Source organism: Streptomyces sp. NPDC111802, from assembly GCF_055634335.1.
Genome location: NZ_JBVKCZ010000047.1, coordinates 1 through 13,091, shown reverse-complemented (window position 1 = coordinate 13,091; position 13,091 = coordinate 1). Strand labels below are relative to the sequence as shown.

The 13,091-nt window shown below is 70.7% G+C and carries 11 protein-coding genes and 1 pseudogene; 3 read left to right on the top strand and 9 right to left on the bottom strand.

What is annotated here, in order from left to right:
• Window positions 1-14: 14 nt before the first annotated feature.
• The 4 genes from ACZ7NC_RS36795 to ACZ7NC_RS36780 all read right to left on the bottom strand — a co-directional run bounded on the left by ACZ7NC_RS36795 (window position 15) and on the right by ACZ7NC_RS36780 (window position 4,655).
• Entirely contained in the window at window positions 15-1,334 is a 1,320-nt protein-coding gene (locus tag ACZ7NC_RS36795; protein WP_471495029.1) for an aldehyde dehydrogenase family protein, read from the bottom strand.
• A gap of 47 nt (window positions 1,335-1,381) precedes the next feature.
• A complete protein-coding gene (locus ACZ7NC_RS36790; RefSeq protein ID WP_471495027.1) occupies window positions 1,382-2,086 on the bottom strand; it encodes a type 1 glutamine amidotransferase domain-containing protein in 705 nt (234 codons plus the stop codon).
• Between the two features lie 85 nt (window positions 2,087-2,171).
• Complete coding sequence (locus ACZ7NC_RS36785; RefSeq protein ID WP_471495025.1) at window positions 2,172-3,098, bottom strand: NADP-dependent oxidoreductase; 927 nt, start codon at window positions 3,096-3,098, stop codon at window positions 2,172-2,174.
• Window positions 3,099-3,167: 69 nt separating this feature from the next.
• Complete coding sequence (locus tag ACZ7NC_RS36780; RefSeq protein WP_471495023.1) at window positions 3,168-4,655, bottom strand: MFS transporter; 1,488 nt, start codon at window positions 4,653-4,655, stop codon at window positions 3,168-3,170.
• 154 nt (window positions 4,656-4,809) lie between these two features.
• On the opposite strand from ACZ7NC_RS36780, the gene ACZ7NC_RS36775 reads away from it, so the two are divergent.
• Genes ACZ7NC_RS36775 through ACZ7NC_RS36765 form a run of 3 tightly spaced genes read left to right on the top strand, consistent with a single transcriptional unit; the run spans window position 4,810 to window position 6,183 of the window.
• Entirely contained in the window at window positions 4,810-5,277 is a 468-nt protein-coding gene (locus ACZ7NC_RS36775) for a MarR family winged helix-turn-helix transcriptional regulator (protein WP_471495021.1), read from the top strand.
• 26 nt (window positions 5,278-5,303) lie between these two features.
• Window positions 5,304-5,513 carry a hypothetical protein gene (locus tag ACZ7NC_RS36770; protein ID WP_471495020.1) on the top strand — a complete coding sequence of 70 codons (210 nt, stop codon included), beginning with the start codon at window positions 5,304-5,306 and terminating at the stop codon, window positions 5,511-5,513.
• A gap of 10 nt (window positions 5,514-5,523) precedes the next feature.
• The gene (locus tag ACZ7NC_RS36765) at window positions 5,524-6,183 is read left to right on the top strand and encodes a TetR/AcrR family transcriptional regulator (RefSeq protein ID WP_471495018.1); all 660 of its coding nucleotides are present in this window, start codon (window positions 5,524-5,526) and stop codon (window positions 6,181-6,183) included.
• Here ACZ7NC_RS36765 and ACZ7NC_RS36760 read toward each other — a convergent pair.
• The 5 genes and pseudogenes from ACZ7NC_RS36760 to ACZ7NC_RS36740 form a co-directional block, all read right to left on the bottom strand.
• Window positions 6,167-7,534, bottom strand: a complete 1,368-nt coding sequence (locus ACZ7NC_RS36760; protein WP_471495016.1) for a phenylacetate--CoA ligase family protein — start codon at window positions 7,532-7,534, stop codon at window positions 6,167-6,169. The two genes, ACZ7NC_RS36765 and ACZ7NC_RS36760, sit on opposite strands and share 17 nt — an antisense overlap.
• On the bottom strand, window positions 7,531-9,192 hold the full coding sequence (locus ACZ7NC_RS36755) for a carboxylesterase/lipase family protein (RefSeq protein WP_471495014.1): 1,662 nt from the start codon (window positions 9,190-9,192) through the stop codon (window positions 7,531-7,533). The genes ACZ7NC_RS36760 and ACZ7NC_RS36755 overlap by 4 nt, the downstream gene beginning before the upstream one ends.
• 35 nt (window positions 9,193-9,227) lie before the next feature.
• A complete protein-coding gene (locus tag ACZ7NC_RS36750; protein ID WP_471495121.1) occupies window positions 9,228-10,466 on the bottom strand; it encodes a choice-of-anchor Q domain-containing protein in 1,239 nt (412 codons plus the stop codon).
• A gap of 540 nt (window positions 10,467-11,006) precedes the next feature.
• Window positions 11,007-11,351, bottom strand: a pseudogene (locus tag ACZ7NC_RS36745) (ATP-binding protein); the annotation flags it as partial.
• 186 nt (window positions 11,352-11,537) lie between these two features.
• The gene (locus ACZ7NC_RS36740; RefSeq protein ID WP_471495013.1) at window positions 11,538-11,933 is read right to left on the bottom strand and encodes a hypothetical protein; all 396 of its coding nucleotides are present in this window, start codon (window positions 11,931-11,933) and stop codon (window positions 11,538-11,540) included.
• Between the last annotated feature and the right edge of the window lie 1,158 nt (window positions 11,934-13,091).

Genomic DNA, 13,091 nt, shown 5'->3' with positions numbered 1-13,091 from the left:
TGGGGAGGGGTGGATCAGCTGAGGGGCTTGGCGAGGACGGCTTTGCGGTGGCTGAAGGTCTCGATGGAGTAGCGGCCGTGGTAGCTGCCCATGCCGCTTTCGCCGACGCCGCCGAACGGCAGGTCGGAGATGGTGAGATGGGCCAGCGGCAGACCGAACCCGAGGCCGCCGGAGGAGGTTTCGGCGGCGAGCCGCTCCCGGGTGGCGTCGGAGTCGGTGAACGCGTACAGGGCCAGCGGCTTGTCGCGGTCGTTGATGAAGTCGATGGCCTCGTCGAGACCGGCCACCTCGACGATCGGGAGGATCGGGCCGAAGATCTCCTCCTGCATGACAGGCGTGTCCGGTGACACCTCGGCCAGGACGGTCGGCGCGATGTACTTCGTCTCACGGTCGTGCGCGCCGCCGGTGACCTGACGGCCGGAGTCGAGGAGAGCGGTCAGCCGGTCGAAGTGGCGTTCGTTGACGATACGGCCGTACTGCGGGGAGGCGGCGGGGTCGGACCCGTACAGGCCCTCGATGGCCTTGGCCAGGGCGGCTTCCAGAGCACGTGCGGTCCCGGGGTCGGTGAGGACGTAGTCGGGCGCGACGCAGGTCTGCCCGGCGTTGAGGAACTTACCGGCCGCGAGGCGGGCGGCGACGGTGCCCAGGTCGGTGCCCCGGTCCACGAACGCCGGGGACTTGCCGCCCAGTTCGAGGGTGACGGGCGTGAGGTGCCGGGCGGCCGCGGCCATCACGATGCGGCCGACCGTGCCGTTGCCGGTGTAGAGGATGTGGTCGAAGCGCTGCTCGAGCAGGGCGGTGGTCTCCGCAACCCCGCCTTCGACCACGGCGACCGCGTCGGTGTCGAGGTACTGCGGCACGAGGCGGGCGAGGGCGGCGGCGGTGGCCGGGGCCAGTTCGCTGGGCTTGGCGACCACCGCGTTGCCCGCGGCCAGGGCACCGGCCACCGGGGCCAGCAGCAGCTGAGCCGGGTAGTTCCAGGGGGCGATGACCAGTACGACGCCCAGGGGGTCGTACTGCGTCCAGGCACTCGCCTCGCCGATGAACGCCGGGACGGGGGCCGGTTCGGCGCGCAGCCACTCGTCGAGATGCTCCAGGGTGTGGTCGATCTCGCGTATGACGAAGTCGATCTCCGTGCGGTAAGCCTCGGCGGAGCTCTTTCCCAAGTCGGCGTGGAGCGCCGCCGCGAAGGGCTCCCCCTGCTCGGTGAGCAGGGTACGCAGCCGGTTCAGCTGCTCGGTGCGCCAGGCCACGGGCTTGGTCTTGCCGGCGCGGAAGGCGGCGCGCAGCCGGGCGACGAGCTCGGCGGGCTGCTCGGGCGCGGGGTTGTTCATGGTTCCCTCACAGGTGCGGTAGGGCGGAAAGGGGCGTCGACGGGGGATCAGCCGCGGTTCAGGGCGTAGATGACGTTCCGGGCGAGCTGCTCGGAGGAGGCGGGGTTCTGACCGGTGTGCAGATTGCGGTCCGCCACGACGTGCTCGCTGAACGGGGCCGCGGCCTGGAAGTCGGCACCCAGTTCCACCAGGCGGTCCTGGAGCAGCCACTTGGCCTTGTCGGCGAAGCCGGCCGCGGTCTCCTCGGTGTTGGTGAAGCCGGTTATGCGGTAACCGGCGAACGGCCAGCTGCCGTCCCCGCGCCGGGCGGCGAGCAGGGCCGCCGGGGCGTGGTACAGCACCGCGAGCGGCTTGCCGGAGTCCAGCGCCGCGGTGAGCAGGAGACCGGAGTCGGCGTTGACGGCGAGGTCCTCCATGGGGCCGTGGCCACCGGGGTAGAGGACGGCGGCGTGCGCGTCGAGGTCGACCTCCTCGAGCTTGACCGGGTTCTCCAGGTCGGCGCGGATGGAAGCCAGGTACGCGGCGATGGCGTCGGCCTGCTCCTTGCCGCCGGTGGACGCGGCGGCGAGGCTGACGGCGTCGACGGTCGGAGCCACGCCGCCGGGGGTGGCGATGGTGACATCGAACCCGGCCTCGCGGAACAGCCGGTGTGGTGTGGCGAGTTCCTCGGCCCAGTAGCCGGTGGGATGCGGGGTGCCGTCGGCGAGCGTCCAGTGGTCGGTGCCGGTGACGACGAACAGAATTGCGGTCACAGCTGTCTCCTTCGAAGTGCGAGCGGGCGCGCGGTGGTGGGGTGTTGTCCGGCGGGGTGCCGAGGGTGCGGCGGCGAGCGGTGGCTCAGGCGACGGCGATGACGACCTTGCCGCGGGTATGGCCCTCGCGGTTGAGGCGCTGGGCGTCGGCGGCCTGCTCGAGGGGGAACACGGCGGCCACATCCACCCGCAGCTCCCCGCGCTCGGCGAGCTCGGTGAGAGCCTCCAGGTCCCTGGCGTCGGGTCGCACGAAGACGTACCCGCCGCCGAGGCCGAGCACGGCGCCGTCCACAGCCGAGGCCAGGCGGCCGCCCTCGGCGAGCAGCCCCGGCGAGACCTTCAGGGCGTCCCCGCCGACCAGGTCGAGGACGGCATCCACGCCCTGCGGCGCGAGGGCGCGGACACGGTCGGTGAGGCCGTCGCCGTACGCGACCGGCTCCGCTCCCAGCCCGCGCAGGTAGGCGTGGTTGTACTCACTGGCGGTGCCGATTACCCGGGCGCCGAGCGACCTGGCGATCTGTACGGCCAGCGAGCCGACGCCACCCGCCGCGGCGTGCACCAGGACGGTGTCGCCGGACCGCACTCGCAGGGATCGAGTCAGCGCCTGGTATGCGGTGAGGCCGGCCAGCGGGAGGCCGGCGGCCTCCTCGAAGGAGAGGCCGGCGGGCTTGCGGGCGAGCGTACGGACCGGGGCGGCGATGTACTCGGCGAAGGTCCCGCGGGAGACGAAGTCCTCACGGACGTAGCCGATCACCTCATCGCCCGGAGCGAACTCGGTGACCCCGGCGCCGGTCTCCGCGACGATGCCCGACACGTCCCAGCCGGGGATGACGGGGAAGACGGCGTCCATGACGGCGTCCAAGTACCCCGCCTGGATCTTCCAGTCGACCGGGTTGACGGACGCGGCCTTCACCCGGACCAGCACGGTGTCCACGCCGAGCTTCGGGTTCGGCACATCGCCGTACTCCAGGACCTCCGGGCCGCCGTAGGTGCGGTAGGTGATGGCTTTCATGGTGGTGACTCCTTGGTGCAGTGGCGTAGCGGTGCAGTGGCGCAGCGGTGAAGATCGCGGTGGGGCTCGTCAGGCAGCGGTGGTGGCCGCGGCCGGCTCCGTCGCGGGCAGGTGTTCCGTACGGGGCGCCTGCTGTTCCCGCTTGAGGCCGACCAGCGAGAGGGCCAGGACGAAGGTGAAGGCGACACCGGCAAGGGCGAAGCTCAGGGTGAACTGGCTCTCGGCGGGCAGTGGGGGCACACCGGCCGGAAGGTTCTCGATGGTTCTGGAGGCGAGCAGCGAGATGATCAGCGCGCTGCCGATCGCGCTGCCGACGGACCGGGAGATGGAATTGATGCCGTTGGCGATGCCGGTCTGGTGGGGTGGCACCCCCGCGACGATGAGGGCGGGCATCGCGGCGTACCCGAGGCTGATGGCTGTGCCGACAGCCATGCCGGCGCCGATCACCGAAGGGGTTGAGGAGTGTGCGGCGGCCAGCCAAGTGAAGCCGATGATGCCGATCACCGCGCTGAGGGCGAGCGTGAGGCGTGGTCCGATCCTGCGGATCAGCACGCCACCGAACTGGGAGACGACGAGCGACGCGAGCGTGCTGGGCAGCAGGTACTCGACGGAGGCGCGGAGAACGGAGGCGCTGAAGCCGTAGCCTGCGACGTCCCTCGGCACCTGCGCCAGGTAGGAGACGCCGAGGAACTGGGCGAACATCCCGAATCCCACGAAGAGGCCCGCGAGGTTGCTGAAGAGCACCGGTCGGTGGAGGAACATCCTCATGTCGACCATGGGTTCGTGGACCCGGCTCTCGGTGAAGCTCCAGACCCCGGCCATGACGACCGCTCCGGCGAAGCTGCCCAGCGTACGGGCGGAGGTCCAGCCCCACTCGTGGCCCTGGGAGATCGGCAGCAGCAGGAGAACCAGGAAGAGGCCGAGGGTGAGGGCGCCGAGTATGTCGGTGCGTCCGCCGGTCTTGGTGCGGCTCGCCGGCACGAGCAGGACGACGGCGAGCAGGGTGACCGCTGCGAGGCCGGTGGCCAGCCAGAAGACGCGGTGGTAGTCGGCGTCCTCGCCGCGGGTCAGCAGACCGGTGGCGACCAGTGCGAAGCCGCTGCCGAACGCCAGGGTGCCGCTGACCAGCGCCATCGCTCCCGGCAGACGGCGGGCGGGGACCTCCTCGCGGAGTACCGACAGAGCGAGCGGGAAGATCGCGGTGGCGGCGCCCTGCAGCACGCGGCCGACGATCAGCCAGAGCAGCGAGTCGGTCGTGGCGGCCAGGACCGAGCCGACGATCATCACCGCCAGTACGCCGATGAGGGTCGGCTTCTTGCCGTGCTGGTCGCCGAAGCGGCCGAGCAGCGGGGTGAAGACGGCTGCCGAGAGCAGGGTCGCGGTGGTGACCCAGCTGACCTCGGCGGAGCTGGCTCCAAGGCTGCTCTGGATCAGGCCGAGGATCGGCACCACCAGTGTCTGCATCATCGACACGATCATCGCGGCGAGGCTCAGGGCAAGGACGACCGCGGTCTCGGCTCGGCGTCGGCCGTGCGGCGGAGCAAGGGGTTGTGACACGGGTGGTTTCTCCGGTGCGGGGCGGGGCGTTCTGGCGGGAACCCGGCGGTGTACTGGTCGAGAATTAGATGCTTGATGCATCCAAGCAATGGTGGAGACGGTAGACCTCAAAGGTTGAGGAAGTCAAACGTTGAGCTTCGCCTACACTTGAGGCATGGCCCACACCCCCGCCCCGCCCGCCGACCGCTCCGCCGCGCAGGACAGCGACCCTGCCCACGACGCGCTCATGGAGCGCCTGGCGCGCGCCGCTGCCGGTTACTACCGGGACCTGACAGCGGCGGCCGCAGTGCACGGGCTCACCATGACGCAGGCCAAAATGCTCATCCTGCTTCGGCAGCAACCGCTGCCCATGCGCGCCCTCGCAGGACGGCTCGCCTGCGACGCCTCCAACATCACCGGACTCGTCGACCGGCTGGAGGCGCGTGGACTGGTCTCCCGACACGCCGACGCGGCCGACCGGCGGATCAAGAACGTGGTCGTCACCGAAGAGGGAAGGGAGGCAGTCCGCCTCATCCGCGCCGACATGCGGGCCACCTCGGCGGCCTTTGCACGTCTGGACGAGGAGGGCCGCCGCAGTCTCTACGAGCTACTGGGGCGCCTGCACCCCGAGGAGACAACCTGATCCAGTTCAACGCCTACGGCTGGGACATGCTGCTTCCCGGTGTCACGCTCTCCACCGGGCCAGACGACGCCTTTCCGCTCGAGACGATGCAGCTCATGCGGTTCAAGGGCGAGCGGCGGCAGCTCTTCGGCGAGCCGGTGAACACCCGCAAGGAGTTCGGTTCCCCGGAGGACCGCCCCCGTCCCTGCGCCGTACATACCCCGCGCGCTGGTTCCGTCGGCCTGTGCTTCCTCTAGAGTCGGCCCTATGACGGAGGCACCGGCCCTGGACCGTGGCGCGCGCTCCCGTGACGCGATACTGGACACTGCCGGCGAACTGATGTCGCGTCACGGCTACGCCGCCACCTCCATCTCGATGATCTCCTCCGCATGCGGACTGCCGGTCAGCTCGATCTACTGGCACTTCGGCAGCAAGGACGGGATCTACGTCGCGGTGCTGGAGCGAGCCAGGACCGCGCTGCTGGCGGCCCTGCCCCCGGGAGAGGTGCCGGGCGCCGACGTCGCGCAGCGTCTGGACACCTTTCTCGCGCAGGTCGAGGACGCGTTCCGGCGTCACCCGCACGGTGTGAAGCTGCTGTTGGGGCTGGGCATGGTGCAGCAGGATGCCAGTGCGGCGGCCGTGGCCGAGGTACGTCACTACCGCGACGCGCTGGTCGCCTGGGCCCGGGATGCGGTCAGCTCCGTCTTCGCCTTGCGGGACCGCCCTGAAGTGGCGGACGAGTTGGCGCGCTTCACGCTGAGGATGGCGAGCGGGACCGCCGTGGCCCGGTGGTTCGAGCCGGATACCGTCCTGGAGACCGGACCACTGCGCGTGGCGCTGCTGGCGCTGGCGGCCCACCACGGCGTTCCGGTGCGGGGCGTCCCAGGCGAGGACGCCCCGTCGCGCGGCGTCACGACCAGGGAATGACGACCCGGTACTTGCCGCCCGGAGACTGCTCGGGTGGCTCGTCGGCGCGTTCGACGCGCACCTGGCCCGCGCCGTAGGCGCTGAGCAGGGCGATCATCTCCTTTCGCACCGCCGCCCACAGCCGGTCCCGATCGGCTCCGGCGGCGGACCGTATCCGCACCCGGACACAGCTGGGCGCCGTCTGGACGATCTGGAACAAGTCGATGTCCGGGATGCTCTCCAGGAGGGTTTCGAAGGCCATGGGCACGATACGGACGCTGCCGCCGTCCCGACGCGGGAAGGACAGCAGGTCGGCCGCGCGGCCGCGGACCTTGATCGCGGGGAGCGGATCTCCGCACGGACACGCGTCCGGGCGCAGCAGCACACTGTCGCCGAGGTCGTAGCGCAGGATCGGTTGCGCCCACCGGCACAAGCTGGTCAGGAGCACGGTGAAGGACTCCCGGCCCGGCGGGGTGGGGCGTAGGTCCGAGTCGACAGGCTCCAGGATCAGCCAGTCGCTGTGGACGTGGAGCCATCCGAACCCGCAGCCATAGGCCAGGGCGAGGCTCTCGTTGCAGCCGTAGGTGTCGACCAGGCGTGCCCCGAAAGCGGAGCGGATCCTCCGGTGGTCGCGGTCACTGACGCCCTCGGCCAGCAGAGACACCACGGCCGGGGCGATGCACAGCCGGCCGGCCAGCTGCTCGCCGGCGAGCAGTGCGATCACAGTGGCGTAGCCGGCCAGGAACACCGGTCGGTACCGATTGAGCTGGTCCACCAGCTCGGGCAGCGGGCTGTGCGCCGACAGCACCCGGCTGCCCCGGGTGGACAGCCGACCGGCCGCGCGGGAGCGGGCGATGACGGCGTACGCGGCCAGATGACCGCTGGTGGCCACGATGTGCGCCGACCGCATGCGGCGAGCGAGCAGCCGGGCCGTCACCGAGGGAGTGAGGGACCGCCGGGCGGCCCGCAGCGACAGGGCCCTGACCACCGCCGCCGCGTGGTCGTCGAGCAGGAACAGGCCGCGGTGGCCAGTGGTCCCGGACGTGGTGGTGACCAGGTATCTGCCCAGGAAGCGTTCGCCGACCCGTCGGCGATCCGCGACGAAGGCCTGTACCCGGTCGATGGTCACGTCGGGATCCGTGACCCAGTCGTCGAAGCGCGCCATCAGGTCCTGTTTGTGCGTGACCGGCAACAGGGCGGTGTCCTCGACGCGTTCGGGCAGAGTCCGGTACAGCTCGCGGTAGTACGGGGAGTGGGCGCGGGCGAAGTCGACCATCGAGGCCAGCCGTTCCCGCCGCCGTTGCGCCAGGGCGTCCGGGCCCTGCCGCAGGGTCCGACGCCCGTCCCGGACCAGGGCGAAGGCCGATGTCATCGCTCGGCTCCTCGGGGGCCGGGGGAGGGCTGCCAGAACGCGCAGTGGTGATCGGCCGCGAACCCGGTGGTGGGTCCTACCCGGTCCGGCGTCAGCACCTGGATGCGGTCCTCGTCGGCCGTGTAACGCGGCCAGGGCGGAGTCCCGGGCGCGTTGGGGTCGCCGGTGGCCGCGAAGCGGGCCCAGTAGGCGGTCATCGTGGCGGACAGCCGCCGCTGGGCGGGCGTCAGGGGCGGTACCGCGTCCATGGGGAAGAGATAGGCCAGTTCGGAGGCGTGGAAGGCACCCTGTGGCGTGTGCGGTGCCGGGATGAACGGCGGTGCCTGCGGGTCGTGGAACTCGTAGGAGTAGACGGGCGCCCGGTTGCCGTACAGCCGGCTGTCGGCCCGTGCGGGGCAGGCGAACCGCTGGTCCGTGCCGACGGCGGAGTACGCCAGGTTGGGGGAGGGATACGCCGAGGCGGGGTAGGTGTCGAGGACCGCGGCCGCACGGTTGCCGTGCTGGAGCTGGATCAGGGCGGCGTACGACGCGGGGGTCAGGGGGCCGCCGCCGAGCAGATCCACGTACAGTGCGGTGAAGTAGCGGTATTCGTCGTGGGTGCTGCCGCTCAGCGTCGGGACCGCGTTCACTCGTCCCTCGGCCCATGCCTCGTGCGGTGGTCGCGGCAGGACGCGCGGCCCGGTGTTCGGACTCCACAAGGACGAGGCCCCGGTACCGACGGCGCGGATGAGCTCGGTGGCGGGCACGGTGCGCAGACAGGCCGCCGCGGTCGTCGGGTCCGTGCAGCCGACCGAGGCCGCGAACTCGCTTCCCTTCCGCTCCGCCGCGTCGAGCGTGAGCGGTGTCAGACCGCCGCCCGCGGCGCAGCTTCCGCTCTGCTGGATCGCCCGGTGGAACAGGCCTTTCGCGGTCGGCGAGGCGATGTGGAGGCAGGTGTCCGCCGATCCGGCGGACTGACCCCCCAGCGTCACCCGGTTCCGGTCCCCGCCGAAGGCACCGATGTTGCGCCGCACCCAGCGCAGCGCGGCCTGCTGGTCCATCAGGCCGTAGTCACCCGAGGGGCGGTCCGCGCCCTCGGCCGACAGGGCGGGGTGGGCGAGGAACCCCAGTGCTCCGAGGCGGTAGTTGACGGTCACCACGACCACGCCCCGTGCGGCAAGCGCTGCGCCGTCGTAGTCGCTGCCCGCGCCGTAGACGTTGCCTCCGCCGTGCAGCCACACCAGCACAGGGAGGGGGCGGCCGTTGGTGCGGGCGGGTGTCCAGACGTTGAGGTACAGGCAGTCCTCCGTGGTGCTGCCGGTGCGGTTGGACTCGCCGGGCAGGACGGGGCCGCCGTCGGGGAGCAGCGTCAGCGGTAACTGGGGGCAGGGACGGGCCGGTTCGGTGGCGTCCCGTACGCCGGACCACCGCGGCGCGGGTCGCGGCGGACGCCAGCGGAGCTCACCGGTCGGCGGGGCGGCGAACGGGATCCCCTGGAAGACCCGCCCGCCGTCGTGGACGGCCGCGCCCCGCGCCCAGCCCCGGTCGGTGCGCACGACCAGGGAGTCGGAGCCGGAAGCGGCGTGGGCAGTGGGCGGGGGAACGGTCAGTGACAGCAGCAGGGCCGCGACGGCGGCTGCGGCGCGGGCCATGGCGTGGCGCAGACTCGGGGCTCTCATCCATCACTCCAGGTGCCTGTGTGGGGGTAGGGGGGTCATGGCGTTCGCTCGTAGGCGCCGATGTCGCAGGTGGCGCCCTGGGGGCGGGCGACGCCGCGCTGATCGGTGGCCGGGCAGCCGTCGGCCGCGTCCAGGGCGGGGCTGCCGGGCAGCAGCGCGACGGTGTCGGTGGGGCCGCCGTTGTCCGCGAGCGGTCCGATCAGCGGGGCGCGGCTGGGCAGATCGCCGGCCGCGCTGAGGCGGCAACTGCCGTCGCCGTCGAGGTTGTTGCCCTGCGACGCGATGGTGGCGAAGGCCTTCTTACAGTCGGCGGGCGCGCCGTCGACGGTGTTGTCCGCGATGATCGAGTTGCGCAGCGTCATGCGCCCCAGGGGCAGATCGATGATGTCGGGGATCGGTGAGGGCAGGCTGTCGAGGTAGGCAGGGGCGATGTTGATCCCGCCCCCGCCATCGGTCGAACTGTTCCGGGTGATGGTGGAGTTGAGGATCCGCACGGTTCCCAGGCCGCGGACGTCGATGCCGCCGCCGTAGCCGCCGAGGCTGCCGGGGCGGTCGCCGGGGTCCGTCACCCGGTTGTCGGCGATCGTCGAGTTCGTCACGGTGCCGCTGTCGTCGAATCTGATGCCCCCGGCCTCTCCCGCTGCGTTTCCGCTGACCGTGCTCTCCATGAGATCCAGGTGGGAGTCCGGGACGTTGAAGATGCCGCCGCCATAGCCGGCGGAGTTCCCGGTCACGGCCACCCGACGCAGCGTCAGGTGCCGTCCGTTGGCGATGCCGCCGCCACCGGTGTCGGTGAAGGGCAGTTCGCGCTGCACGGCCCGTCCCCCGGTGATCGTCACATCGGACATGTGGGTGTCCGCCCGCAGGCGGAAGACCCGGTCCAGGCGGTCCGCGTCGATGACGGTGCTCCGCGCGCCGCTGCCCTGGATCGTGGTGGGGGCGTCGACGTTCAGGTCGCCGGTGGTCGGGTCGGGATGGTCGCCGGTGATCAGTCGCGGGTCGGGCGGGATCGTGAGCCGGTAGCGGCCGGGAGGCAGCGTGATCGTACTGCCCGGCCGGGCGTTGGCGGCCATGACGGCGGCGCGCAGGCTGCACGTGCCCGACGCGGTGCGGCACCGGCCGTCCGACGGGTCGGCGTCCACCGCGTCGGAGGTGGTGTCCACGGTGAACTCCGTGGGGCCGGCGGCCCCGGGAGCGGCGGCACTGGTGGCGGGATGAGCCGCACTGGCAAGGAGGACGGCGGCGAGCGCCGCCGGGATGGCACTGACCTTCATGGGTGAACCCCTCTTGGCAAGGCATGTGGGCGTACCAGGACTCGGCTGCTGCGAGGCTTGCGTGCTGGTGCGCAATGCGCGGCTCGTGCGGAGAACGTGGCGGGGTTGCGCTGGAGCGGCGACGCCGACCGAAGAGCGCAAGGTGAACCGGCGGAGCGGGAGAACAGGTCCGCGTCTGTAGGGAGCGTTCCATTCAGAGTCGGTGATGTCTACACGCCCGCAGAGAAAAGGCCGAGCGGATCGGTGCCGCCGGAAGTCAGCTCCGCGGACTGGGGGACATGGGGTTGGCGACGGCGACCGGTTGCATGTCGCCGGTCGCCGTGCTGCCGCGGGTGGGGGTGCCGGCATGGTGGTGCGCACGCCGGGCCGGACGAGACCGTGACAGCGGTGAGGTCCGTTTCCTGCTGGTCCTGCAGGCCGGTCGACGGCTCTCGGTGTATCGGTGCCCAGACGCGCGTACCGGCGGATGTGCCGTGGTCCCCGAAGCGGTCCGACAGTGCCTCCACCAGCCGGAAACAACCGTCCGCCCTCGACAACGCCGTTGTCCTCGGTTCCGGCCGGTGCTCGCCACACACCCGTGTCGCAGACCTCGATCCACAGGTGTGACGGGCAGCGGGCGAGCCGCAGGGCCGCCTGGTGTGAGCCGCTGTGCCGGACGGCATTAGTGAAGAGCTCCGATACCACCACGCCTGCCGCTTCCGCCACCTCCCCGCCGAGCTCCCATTCGGCCGGCTGTGCCCGGGTGAACGCTCGGGCGTGGGCCGCCGCCTGTGTCTCGGTGCGCAGCGTGCAGCAGGCGAAGGCCGTGGCGTCCCGGCTCCCGGGCACGGCATCACGTGTCGTCGGATCCCCGCGCTGGTGCGGTCGTCGACGGAGGGCAAGCATGATTGCTCAACTCCCCGTGCGGTTGACCTGCTCGGTAATGCGGTAGACGTCGTCGGCGGCGATGTTGTTGAGGTTGACCGGGAACGCCTCACCGTTGCGCATGCCGCATCTGCTCATCAGGTCGGCGACCAGCAGGAAGCTGTCGTCGCACGCGGCGTATCTGCCGTGGCTGCGCGGGAGAGAGGATCACCACACGCTTGGGGTTGTACTGCGGCGGCTTGATGCCGGAGACCGGGTTGTCGTCGAACAGGCCCAGCCGATGCGCGTCCAGCAGGCCGCCTTGAGCTTGACGAAGGCGTTCGCCTGGGCGGCCGGGCCGACGCCGTTGCACTCCATGGCCTGGATGAAGTCCTCGACGACCTTGTGGTCGAAGGTGTTCATCCGCCGACTGCCCAGCAGCGGCAGCAGGTGGATCGCCAGCAGCGACCCCAGGTGCGCTACGGACGCCGGCCCCAGGTCCCGCTGGCCGGCCTTCCACTCGGCGGCGTACTCCTCGAACCGTATCGCTCCGTACCTCGCGATCCGCTCCGCCTTTGCCTGACCGCGCGGCGCCGTCTTCTTCGCGTTGCAGGTCTCGGTCAAACACCCGATGGCGTTGTCCTGCGTGGCAAACCCGGACTCCTCCAGCTGCCTCTCTGCTGCCGACCGGCACCGGATCTTGTGAGGGTGGGGGCACTTCGACCACCGCGAGCGGGGATGCTCACAGTCCTTGAAAAACGAACCCACCCCACGAACCAACGAACTGGAAGCCACGCCTTGCTGACCCTTCACGACCGATGCTGACAGTTTGCTGCCCCTCAGAGCGCTGGAACGCCGCTGACCCGCGGAAAAGCACGCAGGGGATCCGCTGCCGGCCCCCGAGCTTCCTCCGGTTCCGATGGAGCCGCGGGGCAGGGTCCGTTGGCCTGCGGGAATGCCTGAAGTCACGCGGTTGACGAGCGGGAGGCGGTCGGGCGCTGCTTCCCGCTTTTGGATCGCTGGCGCGAGCGCGGCAAAGCGGGTGTCGGGAGTGGTTTCGGGTGAGGGGCGATTCCACGGTGTGGCTGTCTGTGTGTGTTGGGGGGCAGGACGTTTGCTGACCTGATGCTGACTTTGAGACTGGGTGCGGTCTCGCCTGGGTCGAGGCGCGAGGCCCTCTTCGTGTGACGTTGCAGGGAGACGACAAGACTGCGCGATTGCCGTCGGGCGCTTCTCGAAGGGGGCTGCAGAGGCGACTGAGCGGTGCCAGCAGGTTCTTCGTCTGCTGGTGATACAGATCTCGCATGCCCCTGACCAGCGCTTCTGAAAGAGGCCGGGACCTGTGAAGCCGGAGGAATGAAGGGATCTTGTTTGAAGTCGTCCACCTGGCAGCGCTGATCTGTGACCATGATCGTCATCATGGGGATACACATCGCACCGGCCGGGGTGGCCGACTTCCACCAGGTTCTCACTGATCACCCCGTTACTGGGGCGAACGCGACCTCCGGTCGCTGCACCTTCTCGGTGCACGATGCCTGCAGCATGCATCGCCGCGAGGACCGCGCGGCATAGAGGGTGCCGGCGGTCAGCGTGTCGTAGGCAGACAAGTGCTGGGCCCGGGGCATAGGCGGTCGCCAGTCAAGGGACTTGGGTATCGGGGTTCGCCGCGAGGAATGGCAGCAGGAACCCTGCGTTCCACAGTTGAGCGGGGTTCTTGGGGGTGCGGTGAGGTATCGATGCAGGTCAGGCGGGTGTGCCTAGCGCGAAAGGCCGAAAACGCCT

Bases quoted from the DNA above. Each gene is read 5' to 3' on its own strand.
- ACZ7NC_RS36795 (WP_471495029.1), bottom strand. From the start codon at position 1,334: ATGAACAACCCCGCGCCCGAGCAGCCCGCCGAGCTCGTCGCCCGGCTG.
- ACZ7NC_RS36785 (WP_471495025.1), bottom strand. From the start codon at position 3,098: ATGAAAGCCATCACCTACCGCACCTACGGCGGCCCGGAGGTCCTGGAG.
- ACZ7NC_RS36775 (WP_471495021.1), top strand. From the start codon at position 4,810: ATGGCCCACACCCCCGCCCCGCCCGCCGACCGCTCCGCCGCGCAGGAC.
- ACZ7NC_RS36770 (WP_471495020.1), top strand. From the start codon at position 5,304: ATGCTGCTTCCCGGTGTCACGCTCTCCACCGGGCCAGACGACGCCTTT.
- ACZ7NC_RS36765 (WP_471495018.1), top strand. From the start codon at position 5,524: ATGACGGAGGCACCGGCCCTGGACCGTGGCGCGCGCTCCCGTGACGCG.
- ACZ7NC_RS36760 (WP_471495016.1), bottom strand. From the start codon at position 7,534: ATGACATCGGCCTTCGCCCTGGTCCGGGACGGGCGTCGGACCCTGCGG.
- ACZ7NC_RS36755 (WP_471495014.1), bottom strand. From the start codon at position 9,192: ATGAGAGCCCCGAGTCTGCGCCACGCCATGGCCCGCGCCGCAGCCGCC.
- ACZ7NC_RS36750 (WP_471495121.1), bottom strand. From the start codon at position 10,466: ATGAAGGTCAGTGCCATCCCGGCGGCGCTCGCCGCCGTCCTCCTTGCC.